We start from the raw sequence: 25,461 nt of genomic DNA on the forward strand, positions 1-25,461 counted from the left end.
CATGACATGAGTAAGCGCTTGCAGGTCGTAGTTTCCGGTGCCGAGTACGACGAGATTCGGGATGCCGCCGGGCGCAACCGGGAGACGGTTTCCGCCTGGGTCCGGCGCGAGCTGCGGGAAGCCCGGGCCCTTGAACTCCAGGGTCGCGCCACGATCGTCCGGGAGACTCGCCCCGTGTACGGGGAAGCAGAGTCATCCTTGTCCGGGAGGGAGCGTGTCGAGTTGACCGTGACCGCGCGCCTGCTGGACACGATTCGCGAGCGATACGGTTTTGCGGATCGGTCCGCCGCCGCCGAATTCGCGCTTCGGCGGATCGCGGTGGTGCCGATGACCAGGGAGGAAGCGCTCGCCATGCAGGGTATCGGATGGGGCGGCGACCTCGATGAACTGCGGGCCGGCGACCCAGGGGATCGCTGGTGATCGCAGACACGTCGGCCTGGGTCGAATACCTCCGCGATACGGGTAGTCCGACCCACCTCACGCTTCGATCCCGGGTCCAGTCCGGCGAAACGATCGCCACGCCCGCGCCGGTGCTGCTGGAACTTCTGGCCGGATGCGGGACGGAGCGTGAAGCAGCAGCTGTCGCGCGTCTTCTCGCCCGCTTCGAGATATTGGGCACCGGCGGCTTGGCCGACTTTGAAGACGCCGCGCTCATCCACCGCACTTTGCGCCGACAAGGTCTGACGATCCGGTCCGTTCTCGACTGCATGGTCGCGGCCGCCTCGCTGCGGATGGGCCGTCCGCTCCTGGCCCGCGACCGCGACTACGATATGATCGCCCGCCACTTCGAACTGGATCTGGTGAGGCCTTAGGTCTCGTGCCCCGCCCAGCTATCCCGGTATCTCAACTCGACAGGTGAACCGCCATGCGACCGCGTCCGGCCGTCCTCCCTTCCTTCGCCCACCCCTCCGTCCGGGGCCTCTCGCTCCCGGGTCTCGCTGTCTGGGGCCTGGCGGCTCTCGGCCTGGGCTTGGCCCCGGCTTCCGCGGCCGGACAATGGACCCATCGATACCCCAAGGTCGCCGGGTACAACCACCACGTGTACCTCGAGGGCTACGAGCTTCCGATGCTCACCAGCGGACCGATCGACCCGGCTCCATCGCCGGACGGGGCGCGGCTTGCGTTCGCTTCGCGCGGCTGGATCTGGGTGATGGATCTATCGAGCGGGGTCGCTCGGCGGCTGACCCGGGGCGGCGGGATCGATGCACGCCCGGCATGGTCGCCCGATGGCCAGGTCGTCGCGTTCGTGCGCGATGACACCCACGACACGGAAATCGTGTGGGTCGCCGCGGCGACGGGGGCCGAATTGGGCCGGGTCGACAGTCCGGGGATCGAACTCGATCCCGCGTTCTCCGCCGACGGCACGAAGTTGTTCTACTCGTCCGCCGAGGCCGAGGCCGGGACGCTGGATCTGTGGGCCGTAGACATCGCGAGCGGCGTGAGGCGGCCGGTGACCAACGCGCCCGGGATCGAACTCAAACCCCAGCCCGGCGAGAGCTCTCTCGTCTACCTCGCAAAGGGCGGCGGACGCGACCGCGTGGTCGTGCGCTCGGGCGGTTCCCCGGAGTCGCGCACACTCATCGAGGGCAACATCGCTTCAATGGCCCGGCCCGCCCTGAGTCCCGACGGGTCCACCGTCGCCGTCAACTGGCCGACCCAGGATGGCTGGGACCTCCGCCTTCTGAACGTGGACGACCCCGGGCCCTCGATCCTCCTCGCGTCGGGCGGTCTGCCGCTGACCCCTGCCTGGGATCCGTCCGGCGAGTGGGTGTACTTCTCGGAGGCTGACGACCGGGAACGGCTGCGGCTCAAGCGCGTCCGCGCCGCGGGCGGACCGGTGGACGAGGTTGACGTGGTCGGCTGGGACTGGGGCGCGCCGACGGCCACCATCCGGATACGGACGATGCGGGAGGAAGGCGGTCCCCCGGTCCCGGCCCGGCTCGAGGTCGTGGACGGGTCCGGCCATCCCGCGGTCCCCGACGCGTCCGCGGCGCGCTTCGACGGCCAGAGCGGGCGCGTCTTCTTCTATTCGCCAGGCGTGATCGAAGTCACCGTTCCGGCCGGCGAGGTCACGGTCTCAGCAGTCCAGGGCCTCGCGACGCCGGAAGCGTCCGTGACCGTTCAGGCCGGGGCCGAGGCCGGGAGCGCCGAGGTGGACGTCGTGCTGCCCTCCGTGTGGGACGCGCGCGCCGGAGGCTGGAGTTCGGGCGAGCACCACTTCCATCTCAACTACGGGGGCCTGTACGACCTCTCCCCGGGCGACCTGATGCCCATGATGGGCGGCGAGGCGCTCGACTTCGCGACCCCGCTTCTTGCGAACCTGCACAACCGGTTCGAGGACCAGGACCTCTGGGCCTGGAGCGAGCCCGGTGGTCCCCCGTTCGTCCGCTTCGGGCAGGAGGTCCGGTCCCATTTCCTCGGCCACCTCGGGCTGATCGGGATCGACGACCTGTTCTGGCCGTGGGTGTGGGGTCCCGGCTACCAGGTCTACGGGTCCGACGACCGACGGAACGCGGATGCCCTCGGGCACGCGCGCGCGCAGGGGGGGTTGGCGTACTACGTGCATCCGGTCAGCTCGCGGGGTGCCGAGCGTACGACGCCGTGGGCCGAACTGCCGGTCGCCGAGCTTCACGGGAGCGTCCCCGTCGAACTCGTCGCGGATGCGGTCCTGGGCGACCTTGACGCGCTCGAGATCGTCTGCCTGTGGAGCGACGAGATACTGACGTCCCAGATCTGGCACCTGCTGCTCAACGCCGGGATCCCGGTCGCCCCGTCGGCGGGCACCGACGTGATGACCGATTTCTACCGGACGATGGCGGTCGGTACGGCGCGCGTGTACGCGCAGACCGGCGGGGCCCGGAACTGGCCCGCCTACATTGACGCGCTTCGGAACGGGCGGAGCTTCGTCACGAACGGCCCATTCCTGGATTTCCGTCTGGGTGGAGCCGGCCCTGGCGAGGTCGTGTCCTCCGGCGAGATTTCGTGGTCGCTCTCCCTGGCCACGGCGACCGAAGTCGAGCGGGTCGAGATCCTCGTCAACGGGGAAGTGGTGTGGACGGAGGATGGACTCGGCGCACCCGGCACCCGTCGCTACGACGGGGACCTGATGCTGCCGGAGGGGGGCTGGGTCGCCGCGCGCGCCGTCGGCGGGGAAGCGCGCTGGCCGATGATGGCCAACTATCCGTTTGCCCAGACGGCGCCGGTGTGGATCGGGAGCGTCGGCAGTTCCGATCCCTCGGCCAGGGCGGCGGCGGCGGCGGACCTCCTCGGCATCCTCGGCGCGGCGCGCGAGCGGCTGATCGCGGGCTACGGTGGCGCGGACATCCCCAACCTGCTCGGGCGCTTCGACGCCGCGCGCGAGCGGCTGGAGGCGCTGGCCGCGCGATGACCCCGGACGACCGGGCCGGCCTCCGGAGCGCGCCGACCCGCCGCGCGATCGCCCTGATCATTGAACAGCCCGGGCGGCCCGGGGCGCCGGAAGCCGCGGCCGGGCGACCGCGCTGGCTCACCGTCCGGCGCCCCGACGACGATCCCGACCTGCCCGGCGTGTGGGGTCTCCCAGCCGGATCCCACGCCGAAGGGGAGACCGACGACGCCTTGGTCCGGCGCATCGGGCGCGACAAGCTGGGCGTGGAAACCGTCGACCTCGGCCCCCTCAGCGACGGCTGCGTCGACCGCGATGGCTACCGGCTCTCGATGCGGCTGCACGCCGCGCGGGTCGTGTCGGGCGACCCCCATGTGCCGCAACCGGTCCCCGGCGTAACGCAGTACTCTGCTTGGCGTTGGCAGGCCTCGACCGCGCTCCGGGACGGCGCGGAACGCGGATCCCTTTGCTGCCGTCTCGCCTTGGACATGGCCTCGGAGCCGAACCCTAGAGCTTGATGTCGAGCCCCTTCGCCGCCTCGAGAGGCGGAGCCGCGAGTCCGCAGCCCACATAGGCCGCCAGCGAGAGCGCCATCGCCGGGAACACCTCGTGCACGGCCTCGGAGAACGGGACCCAATCCCAGCACATGAGCACGATGAACCCGGTGAGGAGCGAGGCGACCGCCCCCGCCCCCGTGCCGCGCCTCCACAGCAGCCCGAGTACCACCGCCGGGAAGAAGCACGCGGCGTAGAGGCCGCCGGAGAACGCGGTCAAAGTCACGATACTCCCCGGCGGGTTGAGGGCGAGCCACGCCGTGATGATCGCGAACAGCGCGACCCAGAAGCGCGTGTGGGCCACGGCGCGCTCCTCCTCGACATGTCGCACGAGCGAGATCACGTCCCGCTCCCAGGTCGCGGCCATGACGAGGAGCACGCTGTCCAGCGACGACATCGCGGCCGCGAGCATCGCGACCAGGATGAACGCGGCCGGGAACGCGGGCAGGATCCCCGCGTCCCCGAGCAGCGTCGGGACGACCAGGTCCGATTCCGTCAGCCCGCTGCCGATCACCGCGTGAGCGTAGAGCCCGATCGGGAGCAGAAGCGTATACACGCCCAGAAACGCGATCGTCGACACGATCATTCCGTGGCGAACCGCCCTCGGATCGGCGAGCGCATAGAAGCGCGAGAGCTGTCTCGGGTCGACGATGAACTTCAACGTCCCCGCCACGATGATCCCGATGAGGACGGGGAAGGGCATCGCCGCGTCCCAGCGGAAGAGGCCCTCGGTGGCGGGCGCCGCGCGGATCGCGTCGAGGGCTCCCAGGCCACCGGCGCTGCGCAGCGTGCCCCAGAAGAGGAGGACGGCCGCGATCGACATCACGACCCCCTGTACGGCGTCCGTCTTCACGACCGAGATGAACCCTCCCACCGCCGTATAGAAGACGACGATGAGGAACACGAATCCGATCGCGGCCGCGTAGGGGATGTCGAGGAAAATCTCGAGCAGGTTACCGATCCCCTTGAACACGGCGATCATGTAGAGGAAGCTGGCGAAGATCACGATGACCGCCGCCAGGAGTCGCGCCGCCCGGCTCTCGAAGCGAAAGCCCACATAGTCCGCGAGCGTCACCGAGTCCACCGCCCCCGTGAACGCGCGCAGGCGCGGCGCGACCCACACCCACGCGGAGAGCGAGAAGATGACGACGGCGGGGGCGACGAGCAGCCACGCCGCCCCGTACGTGTACGCCTGCCCGGAGAAGCCGACGAAGCTGTTCGTGCTCGAGTAGGTCGCGAAGAAGGAGAGACCGAGCACCACCCCTCCCATCGACCGACCGCCCACGTAGTAGTCCGTCCGTCCCTTCGTCCCGCGCCGGCCCTCGATCGCGTGACGCACGAGGATCGCGCCGTACACGGCGAGGAGGGCTACGGCGATCCAGTGTGTCTGCAGCCAGGCCATGGACATTCAGGATCCCGGGTACGGAGTTCTCGGGTACAGGTACGGGACTCGGGCAACCCGGTATCTGACCGGAAACCGGATCGCCTGACAAGGGTACAGAGCGAGGGGTCGCGCGGCGCCCGCGATCTTCGCCGCGGGGCACCCAGGGCCGACGCACGTTGCTCGGCCGATGACACGCTACAAGTATCATTCGGAGGAGCACTCCAGGCGCGCCGCATGGCGCCCGGCACGCCTGAAGTCAAGACCGGCACACCAGAGGAGGCAGCCGTGCGTCCCATTCTTGAAGATCGACCGGCCTGGATCAGAAACATCGTCGGAGCCGTGGTCGGCTACCTCGTCACCCTCGTTCCCTTGCTTCTCGGCGGGGCGCTCGCCTCGATCTTCTGGTTCTCTTCGTCTCTCCGGTTGGAGGGAGTGGGTTGGTGGCTGGGAATATCGATCCTTCTGCTGGGTCTGGCACTTCATTTCGCCGGCGGCTTCGTCTCCTCCCGCCTCGCAGGGAGTCGTGCGGCCGCCTGGATCCTGATCGCGCTGCTCGTCGTTCCCGGTTTGGTGCAGATGGGTGTGTCGATCTCGTTTTTCGGCAATACGTCCACGCCCGGAGAGTTGGGGTGGGCTGGAATCGTGGCCCTCCCGGCGTTGTTGTTTGGGGGGACCGCGATGATCTTGTTATACGCAGGCATGGTTGCACTCCCGGTGCTGATTGGAGCCCGATACGAGGAGCAGCGCCGCTGGGCCTCGAGATAGTTCACCGATAAAGATCAAGGGGGCAGTCGACGTGGCACAGGCAACGAGCGGGCTGAGGCGCGAGGTCCGGACGCGGAAGCAACTCCCCGAGAAGGGGATCGACTGGGAGACGCTCAGGGCCGAACTGGTCCGCCGCAAGCGCGCCGACTACGACTGGAGGAACGGGCGCGTCCCGTACCTCGTCTACTTCGTCGACGAAGCCGTGAAGCGCGTGCAGGACGAATCGCATGCGATGTTCTCGGTCGAAAACGCGCTCTCCGCCCACAGCTCGTACCCCAGCCTCGGCGTGATGGAGGACGAGATCGTCCAGATGGGCCTCGGGCTCTTCAACGCGCCCGAGGGTGCCGCCGGGCAGTTCACCTCCGGGGGCACCGAGAGCATCTTCCAGGCCGTCAAAGTCGCGCGCGACATGAAGCGCGAGGCCCGGCCGGACCTGGGGCGATTGAATATCATCGCGGCCTACAGTCGCCATCCCTCGGTGGACAAGGCGGCGGCGATCCTCGACCTCGACATGAAGTATGTCGATTGTCGCCACGACTATCGCGCGGATGTGGACGCCATTCGGGAGGCGATCGACGAGGCGTCCATATTCATATATGCGGGCGCCCCCACCATTTACTACGGACTCATGGACCCGATGCGGGAACTGGGCGAACTGGCCCTCGAGACGGGCGTCCGCCTGCACTCGGATGCCTGCTACGGCGGCTTCATCTCGCCCTTCGCGCGCGACCTCGGCTATGCGATCCCCGAGTTCGATCTCTCCGTGCCCGGGGTGTCCAGCCTGTCCGCGGACCTTCACAAGTTCGGCTTCGCGCAGAAGGGCGCCTCGCTCGTCCTGTTCGCCGATGGGAACGACCTCGAGTACGCGAGATACGTGGTCCCCGACCTTCCCGGAGGCTCCTACGCGTCCCCGACGGCTCAGGGCTCCCGCTCGGGGGGTGCCGTGGCCTGCGCGTGGACGATGCTCCAGCACCTCGGCCGGGAGGGATACCGCGAGGTCGTGCGCGGGATCATGGAGACGACTCACGCGGCGATGGACGGCGTCCGGGCGATCGACGGCCTCTACGTCTTCGAGCCGTCCGGCGATACCAACCTCTTCCGGTACGACGTGGAGCCGGGCGAGCCGTTCAACATCTTCGCGGTCGCGAGGCTCATGAACGAACGCGGCTGGATGATAGGGCAGCACAGGGAGCCGCCCGCCATCCACCAGCCCATCACGCTGGTGCACACGCCGGTCCTCGAAGAGTACCTTTCCAATCTCGCCGAATGCGTGGCGATCGCCCGCCGCGACCGTCTCCAGGACACTTTCCTGGACGGCACCTACTGAGTCGTTGAGGTGTCATTGACGCCCGGCACGTAACTTGAGGAGGAGTTACGTTTTGAGGCGACGGAACAGGAGACGTGATGACGCCTGAGATGTGGACGATCATCGGGGTGGGGATCGCGCTCGCCGCCGCGCTGCTGCCGGGACAGCGCGCGATGCGCAAGGATCTGGCGGCGCTCACCGGAGACGTTAGCGGCCTTCGGGGCGAGTTTGCCGAATTCCGGGAGCGCATGGCCCGCGAGATGGGCGACCTGCGAGCGCAGGTGGCGCGGGAGATCGGCGACCTGCGAGAGCAAATGGCCCGGGAGATGGGCGAACTTCGCGAGCATATGGCCCGGGAGATGGGTGCGCTTCGCGAGCGCTTGACGCGTCAGGAAGGGTTGTTCGAGGGTTTTTCTCGCCGAAGGAAGAACCCGAAGACCATCTGAATCCGGGTCTTGGCTCGGGGGCCCGCGCAGGATGTTGATCGGGGCAGGTTCCGGACGACCGCAGGCGGTCAGCCGGAGGATGAACGTGTCGACGAGGGCGTGCTGGCCGGACACGCTCGCATGGCTCACCATGTCGGCGAGCACCATCCAGGCGGAGAAGGGCCCTGCTCCTGTATCGGGCGGAAGCTGGTCGTCCCCGCAGCCCTCCCGGCCCCGTCACTCCGCGGAGGCAGACCCGCCTCACCAGGGGCGAGCTGTACACCTACGTTGGCGCCCCGAACGCCGTCTGGGTGCTATGCCCGTTGTTGGGACTTTACGTCTCCCTGCGCCTGATCCTGGACGGCAACTACGGCGTTCTGGGTTTTTGATCGATGTTGCACAGGGCGAGACACGGGTGGATCGAGGTCGTCGCCGGCGTCATGTTCAGCGGCAAGTCCGAGGAGTTGATCCGGCTCCCGTCGAGGGCCCGACGATCCAGGTGGGAGGCGCCGAGTCCCACGAGGCCCGCTGCCGCCGTTGCCACGACGTGCCGAGGCGAGATCGCGCGCAGAGGGAGTTGTTGCCGAGACGCGGAACGGAGGGGTGGGAGGGGATCTGGACGCTTACTCGGACGTTGCCCAAAGGAAGGACCTGATGAGACGCTTCCCGATCCGGATGATCACGCTGTTCGCCACGCTTCTCCTACTTCTGCCGGCGGAGGCCGCGGCTCGGCAGACGAGCCTTGACCGGTACCCCGATCGCCTGGCGCACCGGACCCCGGTGCCGGGCCCCAACGGGCTGGTGACGGCCGGCCACCCGCTGGCGTCGGTGGCGGGTCTCCGTACGCTCATGGCCGGAGGGAACGCCGCCGATGCCGCCGTCGCGACCCTGGCCACGCTGAACGTGGTGCGGCCACAGATGTCCGGGATGGCCGGGAACGGGTTCGTGACCCTCTACGACCGCGCCTCCGACCGGGTGTACTCGCTGGGGGCCACCGGCGCCGCTCCTCTGGCCATCGATCCCTCGAGCCTCACGGCCGACGAGTTGAACAAGGGGATCCACGCGGGGGTCGTCCCAGGCCTCTTCGGGGGCTGGATCGCGCTTCTGGACCGCTTCGGCACGATGAGCCTGGCGCAGGTTCTCGCCCCGGCCATCGGCTACGCCGAAGACGGCCATCCCATCGAGGAATCCGTCGTGGCCGCGATCGAGTCTCAAGAGGAACTCTTCGAGAGCTTCCCTTCGAGCCGGCGCATGTTCCTCCCCCTCGGGGGGGTGCCCGAGCCCGGCGAGACGTTCCGCATGTCCGATCTGGCGAACACGCTCCGGAAGGTGGTCGAGGCCGAGCAGATAGCCCTGGCGGCCGGAAAGACGCGGTCGGAAGCGCTCCAGGCCGCCTTCGACCGGTTCTACCGGGGCGACATTGCCGAGGAGATGGCCCGCTTCTACCGGGAGAACGGCGGCGACTTCACCGTGGAGGACTTCGCGCGCTACGAGCCCATCTGGGCGGAACCCCTCCACACCACGTACCGGGGGTACGATGTGTACACCAGCCCGCCGACGTCGCGCGGAGGGCTGGAGGTGACGATGCAACTGAACCTCGTCGAGGGGTTCGACCTGCGGGCCCTGGGCGCGGGAAGTGCCGAGACCATCCACCTGCTGTCGGAGGCGATCAAGGTCGCGAAGGCCGATGTCTACGCCTACGTGGCGGACCCCGCCCTGGTCGACGTGCCTGTCGACGCGTTGCTCTCGAAGGACTACGCGGCGGCCCGCCGATCCCTCATCGACCCATCCGGGGTGATGGTGTACCCGGAGGCCGGGAATCCGGTGCGGGTCGACGCATTCCAGTCGAGCGCGCGCGCGGAGCGAGGGGCAGCGCCCGAACGGCGGCGAGGTCATCTTGCCGAGCCATCGTACGCGGGGAGCACGACCAGCTTTTCCATCGCCGACCGGTTCGGCAACGTGATCGCGGCCACGCCTACCCACGGCGGGAGCTTCGGCACGGGAGTCGTGGTCGGGAACACCGGCCTGACCTTCAACAACGGGACCCGCATCGGCTCGACATCGCCCTATCCCGACGACGTGAACTACGTCCGGGCCGGGCAGATTCCGATCCTCAACAACTCCCCCATCATCGTGTTCAAGGACGGGCGGTTCCATGCAGCGCTGGGGACCCCGGGAGGCGAGACGATCGGACAGACCCAGTTTCAGGTGCTCGTGAACCTCCTCGACTTCGGGATGCCGATCCAGGAGGCCATCTCGGCGCCCCGCTTCACCCTGAGCGGGGAGCCGAACTTCTACCAGCCCGGAGCCGAGGTCCGTTTCCGCCTGGAGGATCGACTGCCCGGTGACGTGGTCAGGACGCTCGAGGGGTTTGGATACACCGTGGAGCTTGCGCCCGGGTACTCCTTCGGCAGCATTCAGGGCATCACGCTCGATGCCGTGACGGGGGCGCTCATGGCGGGTGCGGATCCGCGGCGCGTGGCCTACGCCATAGGGTGGTGACTCGGAATTCCCTTTCCTTGGCCGCGAGCGTCCGATCAGGTCCCGACAGACCCGCGCAGGATGTTGATGGGGGCGAGTTCCGGCCGGCGGCAGCCGGCCAGTCGGAGGATGAACGTGTCGACGAGGGCGTGCTGACCTGACACGCTCGCGTGGCTCACCATGTCGGTGAGGACCATCCAGGCGGAGAAGGGGGGGAAGCGGATCTCCCGCCACGTCTCGTCCCGCTCCTGGAAGGATGGCGTGTCCTTCATGTAGTTGTGGAAGCGCCGCATGATCCGGTCGTACGGACTGGAGTCCGCCAGCACCGCCTCCCCGAGCCCCGCCTTCGCGATCCCCCGCAACAGGCGGCCGCGGAGACGGTCCAGAGGTCCCCGCTCGAGCGAGCCGCCGCCGGCCAGCCCCGCCTCGGCCCCGTAGCGCGCGAACACCTCGGGAAACGTCCCCTTGGTGCACCACACACGGTCCTCCTCGGGGTTCACGTTCACGAAGAAGCGAAGGATCCGGTCGCCGTCCGTCGCCCCGTAGGCGCCGGCGTCGAAGTGAATCAGTTCGTTGCTCGCGTGCGCGGAGAGGCCGCGGCCGCGTTCCTGCATCGGTCGGAAGCTCGTCGTGCCCACGGTCCACCCCTCGGTGAGCGTCGGCATGCACGCCCGCAGGAAGGCGCGAACCCTGGCGCCGTGCGCGGTGAGCGTGTCGAGAACGGCGTCCCGCAGCCCTCCGGCGCCCTTGACGCCGCGGAGACGCCCGCTCTCCGGGTGATAGCTGACGTTCTTCGCTCGCAACTGGCGCGGGAGGTCCCGCCGCAGCCGCTCGAGGTCCTTGTCCGGTGGGAGTTCCACCGGAGAGATGGGGAAGAAGACGATCTCCCCCCGCTCCAGCGCGTCGGCGAGATCAGGCCGGGGCCCCGCTCCGGGCCCCGCTTCGGTGACCAGATCCCGCCCCGGGCTAGCGGGCGCCGATCGCCATCACCTCGAACCGCGCCCCGAACAGAAGCGGACCCGACCCGAGAAATGCGCGCGCCGGGAAGTTCTCCGTGAAGTACGTCCGGTAGACCTTGTTGAACACGTCGTACAGGTCCACGTCGGAGCAGAACACCTGCACGGAGACGAGGTCGTCCATCGTGATCCCGGCCTCCTCGACCGTGCTCTTGATCGACTCCATCACGACCCGGGCCTCCTCCTCGGCGTCATTCGGCGGACGGCCATCGACGAGGCCGAGCGACCCTGACACGAAGAGCAGGTCCCCCACCCACACGGCGCCGCTGAAGGGCAGGACGCCTTCTTCGCTCGCGTGCCGCGGGTTGATGTACTCGCGCTGGGCCGAGAGATCAGGGGCCATGGCGGTGAAGCCTCCGGCTGCAAGAAACGATACCAGGATGAAGCGCTTCATCAGTTGATTTCCTCTCGTTGTCGGTCATGGACCCGGTTTCGGCCGCGGGAGTTCAGTCGCCGCCGCCCGCCGTCTCCTCCTGGGCCGCCAGCGTCTCCCGCGCCTGCGAAACGATGTAGGCCTGGATCAGCCGCAACTGCTCGGCGTTGATCAGACCCTCGTAGGACGGCATTCCCTGGGGTTCCCGGCTCCCCCCGAGGACGATGTCCTCGAAATTGCGGTGCACGATGTCCGTCGCGCGCTGCAGGTTCGGCATCGAGCCTTCGGAACCGCCGCCTGTCCCGTGACAGTGCCGGCAATATTGCACGTAGAGTTCGCCGCCGCGCTCGAGCGAAACCGCGTCGGCGGGCAGGTCGATGGCGACGGCCGGCACGCTGACCGGGCGCTTCCGGCGCGGCTCCGGCATCTCCCCGGTCCCGCCCAGCACGAAAGTGAAGACCCGGCCCTGCTGCTCGTAGTTCGCCGCTTCGCCGTAAGGGGCTCCGCTCCGGCCGCGTGAGCCGCCCCAGCCGGCGGCCACCGTCACATGCTGGCGCCCGTCGACCAGGTAGGTCACCGGGCCCCCGAGGATACCGAGGCCGGTCGAGATCTCCCATAGCTGGTCCCCGTTCTCGGCGTCGTAGGCAACGAAGCGGCCGTCGCCGCCGCCCTGGAAGACGAGCCCGGTCGTCGTCGTCACCGTCCCGCCGTTCCAGTAGCCGAGGAGGGGGACGCTCCAGCGAGCCTCCTGTGCCTTCGGATCCCACGCGACGAGGAACCCCGCATCGTCCCGGGCCCCGTAACGGCTCTGGTGTCCCACGTTGTTCACCCTCGGCCCGAAGCGGTGGTTCTCGATCTGGAGGTCCGTGTACACCCAGTCGGGCGGCTCGCTGCGCTCGACCCAACCCTCCTGGATCGGGAGATACATGAGCCCCGTCTCGGGGTTGAACGACTGCGGCTGCCAGTTGTGGCCTCCGAGCGCCGCCGGCGTGATAAGGGTCCACACCTCCGCGTGCACGGCTTCCGGCCGATCCGTCGGCCGACCCGTTTCGAGGTCGAGTCCCTCGGCCCAGTTCTGGACGATGTATTCCTGGCCCGAGAGGAATTCGCCGGTCTCCGCATCGAGGACGTAGAAGAACCCGTTCTTCGGCGCCTGCATGATCACGCGGCGCATGCGTCCGTCGAACTCCAGATCCGCGAGCGTCATCGGCTGCACGGCCGTGTAGTCCCAGTGGTCGCCGGGCGTCGTCTGGAAGTGCCACACGTATTCGCCCGTCTGCGGCCGCACCGCGAGGATCGAGGCGAGGAAGAGGTTGTCGCCGCCTCCGGGGCTGCGGAGGTTCCGGGACCAGGGGGAACCGTTACCCGTCCCGATGTAGAGGAGGTCGAGGTCGGGGTCGTAGATGATCGAATCCCAGGCCGTCCCGCCGCCGCCCGCGACCCACCACTCCCCGCTCCACGTCTCGGCCGCCATCTGCATGGCCTCGGACTCGAACCCGTCCGCCGGGTTGCCCGGCACCGTGTAGGTGCGCCACACGAATTCACCGTCGTCGGCGTCGTAGGCGGAGACGTAGCCGCGCACGCCGTATTCGGCCCCGCCGTTGCCGATGATCGCGAGTCCCTGCACGACGCGCACCGCGCCGGTGATGGTGTAGGCCTCGTTCGGATCGATCGTCAGCGTCTCCCAGGCGACATCGCCCGTCTCCGCGTCGAGCGCGATGAGGCGCCCGTCGATCGTGCCCACGATCACCTTGCCCTCGTACAGCGCCACGCCGCGGTTCACCACGTCGCAGCAGGCGAGCCGGCCGCGGATGCGCGGAACGCCGGGGTCGTGGCGCCACAGTCGCTCTCCCGTCCGCGTGTCGATCGCGTGCACGACGCTCCACGGAGAACTGATGTACATGACGCCGCCCACGACGAGGGGCGTGGCCTCGACCCCGCCGCGCAGTTCGATGTCGTACGTCCAGGCGAGGCCCAGTTCGTCGACGTTGTCCCGCGTGATCTGGTTCAGCGTGCTGAAGCGGTCTTCCGCGTAGTTGCCGCCGTAGGTGAGCCAGTTTCCGTCGGGGCGGGCGGCCTCGAGGACCGCGTCGGTCACATCGCTGGCGCTCTGGACGCTCGACGGCTCGGGCGGCGGCGCGTCCGCGGTGCAGGCGGCGGCCGAAGCGAGAAGGAGCAAGGCGTGGAGTCGCGTTCGCATGGGCCTCTCCCGATCAGGGGGGATGGAGTCCAACCTGAACGTTACACTGTAGGATGTCGCGGGTCACGACCAGTTCATAGAACGGTGAAGCCCTCGCGCCGAGCCGCGTCGGAGAGCCGGTCGTCGCTGCTGACGAGGTCAAGCCGGTTTGGGTCTTCGGCCGCGGCAGTCAGGGCTGCAGCCAACTGCAGCGCGTCCGCGCCTCGCAAAGGGTGAAGCCGAAGCAGCCGGATCGCGCGGCTGCGGACCTGTTCCAGGGGTTCGATTTCCAGCCAGCTCGCCCCCAACCGCCGGAGCTGCTCCAGGGACCGGTCGAGTCCGCCGCTCTCAAAGCGCCGCTCCCGGTGCAGTCGGTTCAGGGCCGATGCGCATTCGATCCGGCTTCCCCACCACGTCACGATCGCTGGATCCTGCCGGATCGCTGCACGGCGCTCAGCGCTTCCCGGCTCGTCCACGAGGAGCGCTACCAGAGCCGAGGAATCCCAGTATTTCACCGGCCCTCTCTGCGCTCGGCCACGATCAGCTCGCTGGCGGTGGCGCCCTCGGTCAGCCGTGCGGCTGGAGTATTCAGGAAACGTTCGACATCGAGGGGTGCGCGCGGGGGGGGCGCGACGCCCCGACGCACGAGTTCAGCGGCCGCCTGGTCGGCGCCCAGGTCGTCCGTGCCGCAGGGTTCGATGCGCGCCACGGGCTTCCCGCGGTGCGTGATCAACACCGCCTCCCCGCGACGGACATCGCTAAGCAGGCTACTGAGGGTGTTCTTCGCTTCGCTCACGCTGGCTCGTCTCATCTCGCCATTCTGGCCCTATGGATATAGTCTGTCAAGCGTCGGGTGCCGGACGCGATCGTGCCATCACCCCCCTTGATCCGGCATCGTAATCCGATGAAAGTTATCTTGAGTTTATCTTCAATGTCCCCTTAGGAGAACGACCTGTGTCCACCACGATCAACGTGAAGACGCTCAGACATGAAATGGGTCGGATCATAGAGCGCGTGAGGAAGGGTGAGGATTTCACGGTCCTCTACCGGAGCCGTCCCGCGTTCCGGATCGTGCCCGTGGTCGCCGGACTCGATCTCGGTCCCGCCGAAGCGGATTCCCTCTACGGGGCGGGGGCGGTCGGAAGGTCGAAGGATGGGCTCGCCGCTGCGGACCACGACCGGATCCTCTATGGCGAACCCCGCTCCTGATCCGGCGCTCTTCGTCGATACGGCGGGCTGGATGGCCATGGCCGACGAGGGCGACGCGATGCACGAGGCCAGCAGGAGCGTGCGCGATGCCTGCCTGCGCGCCGGTGGCCTCCTCGTTTCCACCGACTACGTGATCGACGAAACGCTGACCCTGATCCGTGTGCGGCTGGGATTGCAGCCGGCCGCCAGATGGTGGGCGCAGATCGACGCGAGTGCTCGGGTCCGGTGGGAATGGATCGATCCCCTGCGGGCCGAAAAAGCACGAAGCTGGTTCTTCCGATGGAGCGACAAGGACTTCTCGTTCACGGACTGCACCAGCTTCGTGGTCATGAGGGAACTCGGTCTCCGCCGAGCGTTGACTACCGATCGCCACTTCTCGCAGGCCGGGTTCGAGACGGTGCCCGGCCCTGCCGGCTAATTCCCGGAGCTTCCCGGCCGCAGGATGACCTCGCCGGGGAGTTCGTCGGTGAACTCGCCCACGTCCACGGTGAACACCCCGTTCACCATCACGTAGTCGACCCCCTCGCTGAACAGGTCCGGCTCCAGCACCGTGGCCCGGTCCCGCAGGCGCTCGAGATCGAACACGACGAGATCCGCCTTGTACCCCTCCCGCAGGAACCCCCGGTCCTCCAGGCCGATGATCCGCGCCGGAAGTCCCGTCATCGAGCGCACGGCGAAGGGGAGGGAAATCGCCTTCAGGTCCTTCACATAGCGGGCGATCTTGCGCGTGAAGGCGCCGAAATGTCGGGGATGGGCGCCGGGCCGGGAGGCGAACTGCGGTACGCCCTCGACCCCGCTCACGGCCGCGTCCGACGCCGTGGCCGTGTAGTCCTGCCGGTAGTAGTTGATGATGTCCAGGTCGTGGATACCGTAGCCCCGGGTCCACGCGCCGCCCAGGACATCCGGGTAGCCGTTCAGGGCCATGTGGACGACGACATCCTCGTACGTGACCCCCATCTTGCTGCCCAGTTCCTGCAGCGTCCGGCCCACGAAGGTCGAATCGGGATAGCCGACCACGAGCACCCGGTCCGGTCCGCCGTTGTGGTCGACGATCCAGGCGATGTCGCGAGCGATGAGGGCCCGGAGTTCGGGGTCGGCCCAGCGGCGCTCCAGGTGCTCCCGGGCGTCGTCGAACATCCCCTCGTTGTTGAAGACCGGGCTGTCCCGCCCTCCGCTCGTGTCCATGGTGTCGTGCACGAGACTCCAGCGCGGGATCATGGGACGCGGGCCGCCCCCGAACGTCTCGTAGGGATAGACGTCGAGGTATACCTCCAGTCCCTCCGCGCGCGCCCGGTTCACGAGCAGCGTGTCGAGCCCGGAGCGCCCGAAGCTGGACCGGCCCCGCGCCTTGTGGTGGCTCGCGACGACGCGGATTCCGGTCTGGCGGGCGATGTTCACCGTCTCCTCGAGCCCCTGCGTGCCGTCCACCGGCCAGCCATCCGCGTTGCTCGGGAGCTGCCACAGCGGCATCTCGGCCTCGCTGCGCTGGTGGGCGATGTAGAAGCCGTCGTAGGGCGCCACCGCTCCGGCGAGGGCGATGACCTCCGCCGGCGTGCTGAAGCGGGCGGGTCGGTACTCGACGCCGGCCCCCAGCCCCCAGGCCCCAGCCTCCATCCCCTCGCGCACGAGTTCCCGCATGCGCGCGATCTCCGCCTCCGTGGCGGGCCGCTCGTAGTCGGCGCCCATCACCTCGGCGCGCACCGTGCCGTGCCCGACCATGGGGACGAAGTTCATCGCGTGGCCCATTTCCCGGAGAGACGCGATCTCGTCGCCGAGCGGCCAGGCCGACGTGCGTCCGTCCGCGCCGCCGAGGACCGTCGTGAGCCCCTGGCTGTTGAGGCTTTTCGCCCGTCGGGCCTCCAGGTGCTCGGACGTCAGCGCCCGGTCCGCGTGCGAATGGAGGTCGATGAAGCCCGGCGTGACGTACATGCCCGTCGCGTCCACGATGCGCCGGGCCGTCGCGTCCCGGAGGTTTCCGATCCGCTCGATCCGGTCCCCGACGATGCCGATGTCCGCCGCGAACCAGGGGTTCCCCGTCCCGTCGATCACCCGCCCGTTGCGGATGAGGAGGTCGTACTCCTGCGCGGCGAGCCCGGGGGAAGCGGCCGCCGGGCCGAGGACGGCGAGCGTCAGGAGGACGAGGGTCGCCCTTGGCGAAAGGGACGGGTACCGTGCCGGAAACCGAGTCATGTCATTCTCCCGGGGACGGGCTCTGGAACCGAGGCTTTTCGTTCACGGAAAGCTGCGCTGGACGCGCAGAATAACGCGGTGGTTGCCCGCCGGTCGAATCCGGAGGATGTTTCCGGGCCTGTTCCCATTCTATGCCCATTCGTCGCCCATTCACGGTCGCGAGCCATGCGGGGAGCTGAAGATGGATGAGAGAAGCTGGATGAAGAGGATCGCCCTGGCGTTGTTCGCCGCCGCGGGTGCCCTGGTCGCCGAGTCGGCGGTCGCGCAACAGCACTTCCAGCCCATGGACGTGTTCGAACTCGAGTATGCGGCGGACCCCCGGATCTCCCCGGACGGCGGGCAGGTCGTGTACGTCCGGACGTCGATGGACATCATGCGGGACGGGAAGAAGTCCGATCTGTGGGTCGTGAACGCCGACGGATCGAATCACCGGCGGATCGGGGCGGGCGGTTCCCCGCGTTGGTCGCCCGACGGGACGCGGATCGCCTACGCGGCGGACGGCCAGATCCGCGTGCGCTGGATGGATACCGGAGAGGACGCCGCGCTCACGCAGCTCATCGAGTCGCCCCGCGGGCTCCGCTGGTCGCCGGACGGGCGCTACGTCACGTTCAACAAGCGGGTTCCGTACCCGGCGCCGAGCCTGGCCCCGCCTCCGCAGCCGCCCGCCGGCGCGGAGTGGGCCGATCCCCCCATCATGGAGGACCGCTTCAAGAACCGGCAGGACGGCGTCGGCTATCTGGACTTCGGGTATGACCACATCTTCATCGTCCCGGTCGAGGGGGGGACGCCCACTCAGGTGACGTCGGGCGACTTCCAGCATCAGAGCCCGGCCGCGTGGACGCCGGACGGAGGGAGCATCGTCTTCTCGTCGAACCGGAACGAGAACTGGGTCCACGACTACCGCAATTCCGAACTCTACATCGTCTCGATCGCGGACGGGCAGGTACGACAGCTCACGGACCGCCCCGGACCCGACCAGAGTCCGGCCGTCTCCCCCGACGGACGACGGATCGCCTTCGTCGGCTACGAGGACCGCACGCGCACCTACCAGGTGAGCCAGCTCCAGGTCATGAGCCTGGACGGGAGCGGGGCACGCGTCCTCACGGGCGCCCTCGACCGAAGCGTCTCCAGCCCCGTGTGGGCCTCCGACGGGAGCGGCGTCTACTTCCAGTACGATGACGAGGGGAATTCGAAGGTCGCCTTCGTCTCGCTCGACGGCGAACTCGAGGTGCTGGCGGAGGATCTGGGGGGCACGTCGTATGGGCGGCCCTACGGCGGCGGGTCGTTCAGCGTCGCCCGCGACGGGAGCTTCGCCCTCAACCAGACCCGGCCCGAATTCCCGGGCGAGGTCGCTATGGGCGCGAGAGGTCGCGGCGTGCGCCGCATCACCTCGCTGAACGACGACCTGCTTGCCAACCGCACCCTGGGTGAAGTCGAGGAGATCTGGTGGCAGTCCTCCTTCGACGGCCGTCCCATCCAGGGGTGGATCGTCAAGCCGCCCGACTTCGATCCGGGCCGCCGCTATCCCCTCATCCTCGAGATCCACGGCGGGCCGGTCTCGAACTACGGGGACCGTTTTTCGGCGGAGATGCAGCTTCTCGCCGCGGCCGGGTACGTCGTCCTCTATCCGAACCCGCGGGGGAGCACGAGCTACGGCGAGGAATTCGGGGACCTCCTCTACCACAACTACCCGGGCCAGGACTACGACGACCTCATTTCGGGGGTCGACGCCGTGATCGAGCGCGGGTACATCGACGAGGACAACCTCTTCGTCACCGGGGGGAGCGCCGGCGGGATCATGACCGCCTGGATCGTCGGCAAGACCGACCGCTTCCGGGCCGCGGTGGCGCAGAAACCCGTCGTGAACTGGATCAGCAAGACGCTCACGGCGGACAACTGGTACGGCTACTACTTCAGCCGCTACGAAGGGCTGCCGTGGGAGAACCCGGAGCCGTACTGGGAGTTCTCGCCCCTGTCGCTGGTGGGGAACGTGACCACGCCCACCCTCATCATCACGGGCGAGGAGGACCTGCGGACGCCGCTGTCGGAGTCGTACCAGATGTTCCACGCGCTCAAGCTGCGCGGGATCGACACGGCCGTGATCCGGCTCCCGGGCGCCTCGCACGACATGAGCCGCCGCCCGAGCCAACTCATGGCGAAGATCGCGAACATCGTAGCGTGGTTCGACAAGTACCGGACGACGCCCACCACGAGCTGATCTCGACTCGACTCTCGAACCGACCTCCTTGAACCCGGGAGACCACGCATGAGCGACTCGGGCCGCCTGCTGGCGGGCGTCCGCGTTCTCGCGCTCGAGCAATACATGTCTGCCCCCTACTGCACGCTGCTACTGGCGGATGCGGGGGCCGAAGTGATCAAGATCGAACGGCCGGGGGTCGGGGACCCGCGCCGGTCCATCCCCCCCTTCGTCGAGCGGAACGGCGTCCGCATGGGCGTCGGTTTCATGGCCTACAACCGGAACAAGAAGTCCCTCGCCCTCAACCTGAAGAGCGACGAGGGGCGCGATCTCTACCGGGCCCTCGTGGCGAAGTCCGACATCGTGGTTGAGAACCTGCGGCCGGGGTCGGTGGACCGCATGGGGCTCGGCTACGAGGCGCTGTCGAAGGTGACCCCGGGGCTGATCTACGCGGCGGTGTCCGGTTTCGGGCGCCTGCCCGGGCGCGAAGGGCCGTACGGGGATTGGCCGTCGTTCGACGTCGTGGCCGAGGCGATGGGCGGGGTCATGCACATGATCGGCTTCGCCGACAAGCCCCCGTCCCCTTCGATCTACGGGATGCCCGACCTCTACGCGGGGATGGCCGCGGCGCACGGCGTCTCGATGGCGCTCTACCGGCGTAGCGTGACGGGGCGGGGGCAGTTCGTGGATTCCGCCATGTACGATGGCGTGTTGTCGCTGAACGAGCGCATGATCTCGCTGGCCGCCAACACGGGGGCGCGGCCGGCGCGCGGCGACGCGCCGGGTTTCTACCCGCGCGGCCTCCTGTCGGTGAGCGACGGCTACGTCGCCTTCACGGTCCCGGACGACATCATGTGGCGTCGATTCTGCCGCATGCTGAACCGCCCCGACCTGCTGGACGATCCCCGCTGCGATTCCCCCGCGGCCCGCACCGAGAACCGCGCGTTCCTCGACGAGGTCGTCGGACCCGTGTTCGCGAACCTCACCCGGGACGAGGCGGTACGACGGCTCCAGGAGGTGGGCGTCCCCGCGGGGCCGGTGCAGACCTCCGACGACCTCCTCGCCTGCCCGCAACTGGAGGCGCGCGGCGTAAGGGTCTCCGTCGAATACGAAGGACTGGGCGAACTCCAGTTCGTCCGCACGCCGCTCCTCACCTCCGACGCCCCCGATGTGCCGGTGAATCCCGCGCCCAGGCTGGGCCGGGACACGCGACGCATCCTCACCGATGTGCTCGAACTCTCCGAGGCGGAGGTCTCCCGCCTCGCGGCGGAGGCCGTGATCGGTACGGATTAGGGACAGGAAAAGTACAAATTCGAGACGTTCCCGCGGGAACGTCTCGGACCCCGCCAACTACGGGTCTGGAAAAGGACCAGGAGACATGAAGGACACGACGTCCGATGGGCTCAGCTTCGATACCGATGCGCGCCGCACCAATCCCTGCGACTCGGGCCATCGCGGCGCACGATTCAAGGTCGGCTGGGCAAAGGCGGTGAGAGGCGTCAACTACGGCGAGAAGGCTCTGGGGAGACTGACCTGGGACAACCTCGGGTGGCGACTCGGCAAGCTCCTCGGCCCCGCATCCAGAGAGACCGTCGAGTGCATGTGCCAGCTTTGCGTGAAGCAGCAGGCGGAAGCCGCGCCCCAGGTCCACGCTGTGTCATGGAACCTGAAATACCCCGGGGCAGGGAGGGCTGGAAGGCTCGCGCGCCGTGTCGCCGCGCTGGACTGGGACGTATTCCTGCTTCAAGAGGTCTCGAGGCACGCGAGGGACGCGCTCAAAGCGGAGGTCGCGCCGCGAAGCTCAGCCTTCGGGATCGACTGGCTGTCCCGGCCGCGCGGGTGGGCGCATGGAGCGGCGATACTTACACGCGGTGACTTCACGATCGTCGACGCGGAACCGGTGCGCGATCTGCCAAGGTACGAGCGAGGGGTCGGCGCCGTGATCCAGAGTCCGGACGGGATGGAGTTTCGCGCCATCAGCTGGCACGCCCCCAACGCGGCCGGTCAGGGCGCGGAGTACAAGATGGCCGGCTACACCGGTATCATCTCTTATCTGGAGGGACTCGCGGGTCCCGTCATTTTCGGGTTTGATGGCAATCACTGGAACTTGGAAACGGGGCTCCAGCCGCGTCCCCCGCCAGAACTCGGAAGCGACGACTGGTACCTCGAGAACCTCTTCTTCAGCAATGAGCCACCTCACGGTCTGCGCGATGGCTACCTGGACTATCTCGCCCACAACCCTCACGAGTATGCCCTTGCTCTAAAGGAGCGCCCGGAAGGTCCCTTGGCGGTTACCTACGTCCGCGGGAGCAAGAAAAGGCCGCAACCCGACCGATTCGACTATGTGTTTGTCTCGGAGCACTTCAGCGTCGAGAGGGTTGCGCACGACTACGAGGCAGCGGTCGAAGCCGGATCCGACCATGCCACGGTCCGCGTCGATCTCCGTCTTCATCCCATGGGAGGGTTGAAATGAACCCGGAACATTTCGGACGGACCGGTTCTGTGGTGCTGGTCACCCGGTCGTGTGCCGTGGTCGCGGCATCTCTCGCCGCCCCATGCGGTCTCGGGGCAGTTTCGGGGGCCTGGGCGCAAGAGGCGCCGGCCGACAGCGGTGGGCTCGCGACGGAAGGGCTCCCGCTCGAGCCCACGCGGGAGATCCGCTTCCGGACGGACCGGGGTTCGTGGATGTCGGTCGACGTGAGCCCGGACGGCGCCACGCTGGTCTTCGACCTCCTCGGCGATCTCTACACGCTGCCCATCGAGGGGGGCACGGCCACGCCGCTGCTGACCGGGCCCGCCTTCGAGAGCCAGCCGCGCTTCAGCCCCGACGGCTCGGAGATCGTGTTCGTGTCCGACCGGAGCGGGGGACAGAACCTCTGGGTCCTCAGCCTCGATGGCACCGACACGACGCAGGTCACGCGCGGCAACGACAACCTGTACACGTCGCCCGAGTGGTCGCCCGACGGCGACTATCTCGTGGCGTCGCGCACCTACAGCCCGCTCGGCGGGGCGGCCAAGCCCTGGCTCTTCCACCGCGACGGCGGAAGCGGCATCGCCCTCATCGACGAACCCGACAACCTGAAGGCGATCGGGGCCGCCTTCGATCCCACCGGCCGCTACATCTACCTCGCGGAGGGGACGGGCGACTGGACGTACGACGCGGCTTTTCCGAAGTACCAGCTCACCCGGTACGACCGCGAGTCGGGGCGCCGCGCGACGCTGACGAGCCGGTACGGGTCCGGCTTGCGGCCTGCGGTTTCTCCGGACGGCGGGACGCTCGTCTACGGCACGCGCCACGAGGATGCGACGGGCCTCCGCGCCCGCGACATCGCGACGGGAGAAGAGCGCTGGCTCGCCTACCCCGTGCAGCGCGACGACATGGAGAGCCGCGCCACGCTCGACCTCCTCCCGGGCTACGCCTTCACGCCCGACGGGGCGGCGGTCGTCCTCTCCCACGGCGGCCGGCTGTGGCGGGTTCCGGTGGAAGGAATGCAAGAAGCGGACGGCGGCGAGGCGGCCGAGATTCCGTTCGAGGTCGACGTGGCGCTCCATGTCGGCCCGCGCCTCGACTTCGACTATCCGGTCGAAGACACGCCGACCTTCCAGGTGCGCCAGATCCGGGACATCGCCCTCTCCCCCGACGGGAGTCAGGTCGCCTTCACGGCGCTGGGGCGCCTCTACGTGATGGACGCGGACGTCGGGGTTCCGAGGCGGGTCGGCGAGGAGATCGAAGGCGGGCTCGCGGAGCCCTCCTGGTCGCTGGATGGGGAGACGTTGGCGGTTGTGAGCTGGGACGAGCCGGAGGGGGGCTACCTGTGGTCCGTGTCGCCGGATGAGGGCGCGGCGCGGCGGGTGTCCGATCTCCCGCGCTTCATGCGGTCTCCCGCCTGGTCGCCGGACGGGGGCCGCATCGTGCTGCTCCAGGCGCCGGTGCGCGCGCGGCTCACGGGCGGGGCGGGGAGCCAGACCGACATCGCGTGGTACGACACGGAGGGGGGCGGCGCGACGGTCGTGGCCGAGGCGCTCGGCCGCTCGGGACCGCATTTTCGGCGCGATCAGCCCGATCGGATCTACCTGCACGCGGGTTCGCGCGGCCTCGTCTCCGTCCGCTGGGACGGCACCGACGAGAGGGAGCACCTCAAGGTGACAGGTTTCTCGGCCACCCGCGGCGGCTCGCCCGCCAACGCCTCGTCGATCGAGGTCTCGCCGGCCGGCGAGCGCGCGCTGGCCAAGGTAGGCAACGATCTGTACGTGGTGACCGTGCCACGGGTGGGCGCCGAGGCGCCGACGATCTCGGTGCAGGACCCGGACGGGGCGGCGGTACCCGTCACGCGCGTGACGGAGTTCGGCGGGGAGTTCCCCTCCTGGAGCGCCGATGGCGGGACGGTGGTGTGGGCGCTGGGGAACGCGTACTTCCGCTACGATCTGGCCCGGGCGCGCGCGGTCAACGACAGCTTGGCGGCGCTGGAGGCGGAAGAGGATGCGGCGGACGCGGAGGCCGCGGCCGACACGGCAGGTGCCGCCGCGGCGGAGCGGGACGAGGCGCGCTACCGCCCCGTGGAGGTGCGCGTCGAATTGCCTGTGGATCGCGATCTGCCCGAGGGCAGGCTGCTGCTCAGCGGTGCCCGGATCATCACCATGCGGGGCGACGAAGTGATCGAGCGCGGCGATGTGCTCATCGACGGGAACCGCATCGCCGCCGTGGGGCCTTCCGGCACGCTCGCCGTCCCCGACGACGCCGAGACCCGGGACGTGAGCGGCATGACGATCATGCCCGGTTTCGTGGATACACACGCGCATCTGCGCCCGCCGGCGGGCATCCACACCACACAGCCGTGGGGCTACCTCGCGAACCTCGCGTTCGGCGTGACGACGACGCGCGACCCCCAGACCGGCGTGTCCGACGTCCTCACGTACGCCGACCGCGTGCGGGCCGGCGACATCCTCGGCCCCCGCATCTATTCCACCGGCCCCGGCGTGTTCGGCAACTATCAGCCCGGCGAGCCGATCCGCGACCTCGACCACGCGCGGGACATCCTCACCCGCTACTCGGACTACTACGGAACGCAGACGTTCAAGATGTATCTCGCCGGCAATCGCCAGCAGCGGCAGTGGCTGGTCATGGCCGCCCGCGAGCTGGAACTCATGCCGACGACCGAGGCCGGGCTGGACCTGCAGCTCGACCTCACACACGCCATGGACGGCTACCCCGGGATCGAGCACAATCTGCCCGTCTATCCGCTGCACGGTGACGTCGTCCGGCTGTTCTCCGAGACGAAGGTCGTGAACACGCCCACGCTCGTCGTCTCGTTCGGCGGACCGATGGGCGAGATCTACTGGTTCACGCGCGAGAACGTCCACGACCATCCGCGCCTGGCCCGGTTCACTCCGCACGAGACGCTGGACGCCCGCACGCGCCGCCGCGCCGGTGCCTCGGGAGCGGTAGGCTGGGCCGTGCCGGAGGAGTTCGTGTTCGAGGAGAACGCCGCTTTCCTGGCCGAGGTCGTCGCCGAAGGCGGGTTCGCGGGCATCGGCAGCCACGGCCAGCTCCAGGGTCTCGCGTATCACTGGGAGCTGTGGATGGTCGCCTCCGGCGGCATGTCCAACCACGACGCCCTCAAGTCCGCCACCATCTTCGGGGCGAACGGCATCGGCCTCGAGCGCGAGCTCGGCTCGATCGAGCCAGGCAAACTCGCCGACATCCTGATCCTGTCGCGCAACCCGCTCGACGACCTGCGCAACTCTCTTGCGATCGAGCGCGTCATGATCAACGGACGCCTGTTCGAAGCCGGGACCCTCGACGAGGTCTGGCCCCGCCAGCGCCCGCTGGGCTACCGAGGCTTCGTTACCGACGAACCCGACGCAGGGAGCCGTGATTGAACATCGATCGACGGGCCATCTCCCGACTTGTCACGCGATTTGTCGCTTGGAGCTGCAGTCTTTCCGCCCTCCTCTTCCGAGGCCCGGAGAAGACCAACTGCCGCTTGATGCAAAGGGCGTGATAGGACGGCTCGGCTG

21 protein-coding genes and 2 pseudogenes are annotated in these 25,461 nt (G+C 68.5%); 15 read left to right on the forward strand and 8 right to left on the reverse strand.

Annotated features, from left to right (window positions below; all coding sequences use genetic code 11):
* Nucleotides 1-6 precede the first annotated feature (6 nt).
* Genes ACOOHF_RS12690 through ACOOHF_RS12705 form a run of 4 tightly spaced genes read left to right on the forward strand, consistent with a single transcriptional unit; the run spans nucleotide 7 to nucleotide 3,882 of the window.
* Nucleotides 7-420, forward strand: coding sequence for a hypothetical protein (locus ACOOHF_RS12690; RefSeq protein WP_420461978.1), 414 nt, complete (start codon nucleotides 7-9; stop codon nucleotides 418-420).
* The gene (vapC, locus tag ACOOHF_RS12695) at nucleotides 417-812 is read left to right on the forward strand and encodes a type II toxin-antitoxin system VapC family toxin (RefSeq protein WP_420461979.1); all 396 of its coding nucleotides are present in this window, start codon (nucleotides 417-419) and stop codon (nucleotides 810-812) included. The genes ACOOHF_RS12690 and vapC overlap by 4 nt, the downstream gene beginning before the upstream one ends.
* 53 nt (nucleotides 813-865) lie before the next feature.
* A complete protein-coding gene (locus ACOOHF_RS12700) occupies nucleotides 866-3,388 on the forward strand; it encodes a CehA/McbA family metallohydrolase (protein ID WP_420461980.1) in 2,523 nt (840 codons plus the stop codon).
* Nucleotides 3,385-3,882, forward strand: a complete 498-nt coding sequence (locus ACOOHF_RS12705) for a DNA mismatch repair protein MutT (RefSeq protein ID WP_420461981.1) — start codon at nucleotides 3,385-3,387, stop codon at nucleotides 3,880-3,882. The genes ACOOHF_RS12700 and ACOOHF_RS12705 overlap by 4 nt, the downstream gene beginning before the upstream one ends.
* Here ACOOHF_RS12705 and ACOOHF_RS12710 read toward each other — a convergent pair.
* Entirely contained in the window at nucleotides 3,872-5,326 is a 1,455-nt protein-coding gene (locus ACOOHF_RS12710) for a sodium:solute symporter family transporter (RefSeq protein ID WP_420461982.1), read from the reverse strand. The two genes, ACOOHF_RS12705 and ACOOHF_RS12710, sit on opposite strands and share 11 nt — an antisense overlap.
* Nucleotides 5,327-5,536: 210 nt before the next feature.
* Between ACOOHF_RS12710 and ACOOHF_RS12715 the strand changes: the two genes are divergently transcribed.
* The 3 genes from ACOOHF_RS12715 to ACOOHF_RS12725 all read left to right on the forward strand — a co-directional run bounded on the left by ACOOHF_RS12715 (nucleotide 5,537) and on the right by ACOOHF_RS12725 (nucleotide 7,819).
* The gene (locus ACOOHF_RS12715; protein ID WP_420461983.1) at nucleotides 5,537-6,067 is read left to right on the forward strand and encodes a hypothetical protein; all 531 of its coding nucleotides are present in this window, start codon (nucleotides 5,537-5,539) and stop codon (nucleotides 6,065-6,067) included.
* Between the two features lie 31 nt (nucleotides 6,068-6,098).
* Nucleotides 6,099-7,394, forward strand: coding sequence for a pyridoxal phosphate-dependent decarboxylase family protein (locus tag ACOOHF_RS12720; protein WP_420461984.1), 1,296 nt, complete (start codon nucleotides 6,099-6,101; stop codon nucleotides 7,392-7,394).
* A gap of 77 nt (nucleotides 7,395-7,471) precedes the next feature.
* The gene (locus ACOOHF_RS12725) at nucleotides 7,472-7,819 is read left to right on the forward strand and encodes a hypothetical protein (RefSeq protein WP_420461985.1); all 348 of its coding nucleotides are present in this window, start codon (nucleotides 7,472-7,474) and stop codon (nucleotides 7,817-7,819) included.
* A 36-nt stretch (nucleotides 7,820-7,855) separates the two neighbouring features.
* On the opposite strand, the pseudogene ACOOHF_RS12730 reads toward ACOOHF_RS12725, so the two are convergent.
* Nucleotides 7,856-7,969: pseudogene (locus ACOOHF_RS12730) on the reverse strand (Kdo hydroxylase family protein); the annotation flags it as partial.
* A 221-nt stretch (nucleotides 7,970-8,190) separates the two neighbouring features.
* Between ACOOHF_RS12730 and ACOOHF_RS12735 the strand changes: the two are divergent.
* A pseudogene (locus ACOOHF_RS12735) lies at nucleotides 8,191-8,289 on the forward strand (thymidine kinase); the annotation flags it as partial.
* A gap of 163 nt (nucleotides 8,290-8,452) precedes the next feature.
* On the forward strand, nucleotides 8,453-10,300 hold the full coding sequence (locus ACOOHF_RS12740) for a gamma-glutamyltransferase family protein (RefSeq protein WP_420461986.1): 1,848 nt from the start codon (nucleotides 8,453-8,455) through the stop codon (nucleotides 10,298-10,300).
* A 35-nt stretch (nucleotides 10,301-10,335) separates the two neighbouring features.
* On the opposite strand, the gene ACOOHF_RS12745 is transcribed toward ACOOHF_RS12740, so the two are convergent.
* The 5 genes from ACOOHF_RS12745 to ACOOHF_RS12765 all read right to left on the reverse strand — a co-directional run bounded on the left by ACOOHF_RS12745 (nucleotide 10,336) and on the right by ACOOHF_RS12765 (nucleotide 14,658).
* Nucleotides 10,336-11,232: a Kdo hydroxylase family protein gene (locus ACOOHF_RS12745; protein WP_420464369.1), complete on the reverse strand. Its 897-nt coding sequence runs from the start codon at nucleotides 11,230-11,232 to the stop codon at nucleotides 10,336-10,338.
* 13 nt (nucleotides 11,233-11,245) lie between these two features.
* Nucleotides 11,246-11,689 (reverse strand): RidA family protein, encoded by a 444-nt coding sequence (locus ACOOHF_RS12750; RefSeq protein ID WP_419935222.1) that lies wholly within the window; start codon nucleotides 11,687-11,689, stop codon nucleotides 11,246-11,248.
* Nucleotides 11,690-11,741: 52 nt separating this feature from the next.
* Complete coding sequence (locus tag ACOOHF_RS12755) at nucleotides 11,742-13,868, reverse strand: PQQ-dependent dehydrogenase, methanol/ethanol family (RefSeq protein WP_420461987.1); 2,127 nt, start codon at nucleotides 13,866-13,868, stop codon at nucleotides 11,742-11,744.
* A 74-nt stretch (nucleotides 13,869-13,942) separates the two neighbouring features.
* On the reverse strand, nucleotides 13,943-14,362 hold the full coding sequence (locus tag ACOOHF_RS12760; RefSeq protein ID WP_420461988.1) for a type II toxin-antitoxin system VapC family toxin: 420 nt from the start codon (nucleotides 14,360-14,362) through the stop codon (nucleotides 13,943-13,945).
* Nucleotides 14,359-14,658: a type II toxin-antitoxin system Phd/YefM family antitoxin gene (locus ACOOHF_RS12765; RefSeq protein WP_419935225.1), complete on the reverse strand. Its 300-nt coding sequence runs from the start codon at nucleotides 14,656-14,658 to the stop codon at nucleotides 14,359-14,361. Before ACOOHF_RS12765 ends, ACOOHF_RS12760 begins: the two co-directional genes overlap by 4 nt.
* A gap of 143 nt (nucleotides 14,659-14,801) precedes the next feature.
* Here ACOOHF_RS12765 and ACOOHF_RS12770 point away from each other — a divergent pair, with 143 nt between their 5' ends.
* Both ACOOHF_RS12770 and ACOOHF_RS12775 read left to right on the forward strand, forming a co-directional pair.
* A complete protein-coding gene (locus ACOOHF_RS12770) occupies nucleotides 14,802-15,056 on the forward strand; it encodes a type II toxin-antitoxin system Phd/YefM family antitoxin (RefSeq protein WP_419935226.1) in 255 nt (84 codons plus the stop codon).
* A complete protein-coding gene (locus ACOOHF_RS12775) occupies nucleotides 15,037-15,474 on the forward strand; it encodes a type II toxin-antitoxin system VapC family toxin (RefSeq protein WP_420461989.1) in 438 nt (145 codons plus the stop codon). The genes ACOOHF_RS12770 and ACOOHF_RS12775 overlap by 20 nt, the downstream gene beginning before the upstream one ends.
* Here ACOOHF_RS12775 and ACOOHF_RS12780 read toward each other — a convergent pair.
* A complete protein-coding gene (locus tag ACOOHF_RS12780; RefSeq protein ID WP_420461990.1) occupies nucleotides 15,471-17,246 on the reverse strand; it encodes an N-acyl-D-amino-acid deacylase family protein in 1,776 nt (591 codons plus the stop codon). The two genes, ACOOHF_RS12775 and ACOOHF_RS12780, sit on opposite strands and share 4 nt — an antisense overlap.
* A 181-nt stretch (nucleotides 17,247-17,427) precedes the next feature.
* On the opposite strand from ACOOHF_RS12780, the gene ACOOHF_RS12785 reads away from it, so the two are divergent.
* From ACOOHF_RS12785 to ACOOHF_RS12800, 4 genes are all read left to right on the forward strand, one after another.
* Complete coding sequence (locus tag ACOOHF_RS12785; protein WP_420461991.1) at nucleotides 17,428-19,464, forward strand: S9 family peptidase; 2,037 nt, start codon at nucleotides 17,428-17,430, stop codon at nucleotides 19,462-19,464.
* A 48-nt stretch (nucleotides 19,465-19,512) separates the two neighbouring features.
* The gene (locus ACOOHF_RS12790; protein ID WP_420461992.1) at nucleotides 19,513-20,736 is read left to right on the forward strand and encodes a CaiB/BaiF CoA transferase family protein; all 1,224 of its coding nucleotides are present in this window, start codon (nucleotides 19,513-19,515) and stop codon (nucleotides 20,734-20,736) included.
* Nucleotides 20,737-20,821: 85 nt separating this feature from the next.
* Nucleotides 20,822-21,916, forward strand: coding sequence for an endonuclease/exonuclease/phosphatase family protein (locus tag ACOOHF_RS12795; RefSeq protein WP_420461993.1), 1,095 nt, complete (start codon nucleotides 20,822-20,824; stop codon nucleotides 21,914-21,916).
* Nucleotides 21,913-25,323 (forward strand): amidohydrolase family protein, encoded by a 3,411-nt coding sequence (locus tag ACOOHF_RS12800; protein WP_420461994.1) that lies wholly within the window; start codon nucleotides 21,913-21,915, stop codon nucleotides 25,321-25,323. The genes ACOOHF_RS12795 and ACOOHF_RS12800 overlap by 4 nt, the downstream gene beginning before the upstream one ends.
* Nucleotides 25,324-25,461 lie beyond the last annotated feature (138 nt).

This window comes from Candidatus Palauibacter sp., from assembly GCF_965216145.1.
GTDB lineage: Bacteria > Gemmatimonadota > Gemmatimonadetes > Palauibacterales > Palauibacteraceae > Palauibacter.

What these genes read in the sequence shown, in the direction of transcription:
- ACOOHF_RS12690 (WP_420461978.1), top strand. Translation starts at nt 7, where the DNA reads ATGAGTAAGCGCTTGCAGGTCGTAGTTTCCGGTGCCGAGTACGACGAG.
- ACOOHF_RS12700 (WP_420461980.1), top strand. Translation starts at nt 866, where the DNA reads ATGCGACCGCGTCCGGCCGTCCTCCCTTCCTTCGCCCACCCCTCCGTC.
- ACOOHF_RS12705 (WP_420461981.1), top strand. Translation starts at nt 3,385, where the DNA reads ATGACCCCGGACGACCGGGCCGGCCTCCGGAGCGCGCCGACCCGCCGC.
- ACOOHF_RS12710 (WP_420461982.1), bottom strand. Translation starts at nt 5,326, where the DNA reads ATGTCCATGGCCTGGCTGCAGACACACTGGATCGCCGTAGCCCTCCTC.
- ACOOHF_RS12715 (WP_420461983.1), top strand. Translation starts at nt 5,537, where the DNA reads ATGGCGCCCGGCACGCCTGAAGTCAAGACCGGCACACCAGAGGAGGCA.
- ACOOHF_RS12725 (WP_420461985.1), top strand. Translation starts at nt 7,472, where the DNA reads ATGACGCCTGAGATGTGGACGATCATCGGGGTGGGGATCGCGCTCGCC.
- ACOOHF_RS12740 (WP_420461986.1), top strand. Translation starts at nt 8,453, where the DNA reads ATGAGACGCTTCCCGATCCGGATGATCACGCTGTTCGCCACGCTTCTC.
- ACOOHF_RS12750 (WP_419935222.1), bottom strand. Translation starts at nt 11,689, where the DNA reads ATGAAGCGCTTCATCCTGGTATCGTTTCTTGCAGCCGGAGGCTTCACC.
- ACOOHF_RS12755 (WP_420461987.1), bottom strand. Translation starts at nt 13,868, where the DNA reads ATGCGAACGCGACTCCACGCCTTGCTCCTTCTCGCTTCGGCCGCCGCC.
- ACOOHF_RS12765 (WP_419935225.1), bottom strand. Translation starts at nt 14,658, where the DNA reads ATGAGACGAGCCAGCGTGAGCGAAGCGAAGAACACCCTCAGTAGCCTG.
- ACOOHF_RS12775 (WP_420461989.1), top strand. Translation starts at nt 15,037, where the DNA reads ATGGCGAACCCCGCTCCTGATCCGGCGCTCTTCGTCGATACGGCGGGC.
- ACOOHF_RS12780 (WP_420461990.1), bottom strand. Translation starts at nt 17,246, where the DNA reads ATGACTCGGTTTCCGGCACGGTACCCGTCCCTTTCGCCAAGGGCGACC.
- ACOOHF_RS12785 (WP_420461991.1), top strand. Translation starts at nt 17,428, where the DNA reads ATGGATGAGAGAAGCTGGATGAAGAGGATCGCCCTGGCGTTGTTCGCC.
- ACOOHF_RS12790 (WP_420461992.1), top strand. Translation starts at nt 19,513, where the DNA reads ATGAGCGACTCGGGCCGCCTGCTGGCGGGCGTCCGCGTTCTCGCGCTC.
- ACOOHF_RS12795 (WP_420461993.1), top strand. Translation starts at nt 20,822, where the DNA reads ATGAAGGACACGACGTCCGATGGGCTCAGCTTCGATACCGATGCGCGC.
- ACOOHF_RS12800 (WP_420461994.1), top strand. Translation starts at nt 21,913, where the DNA reads ATGAACCCGGAACATTTCGGACGGACCGGTTCTGTGGTGCTGGTCACC.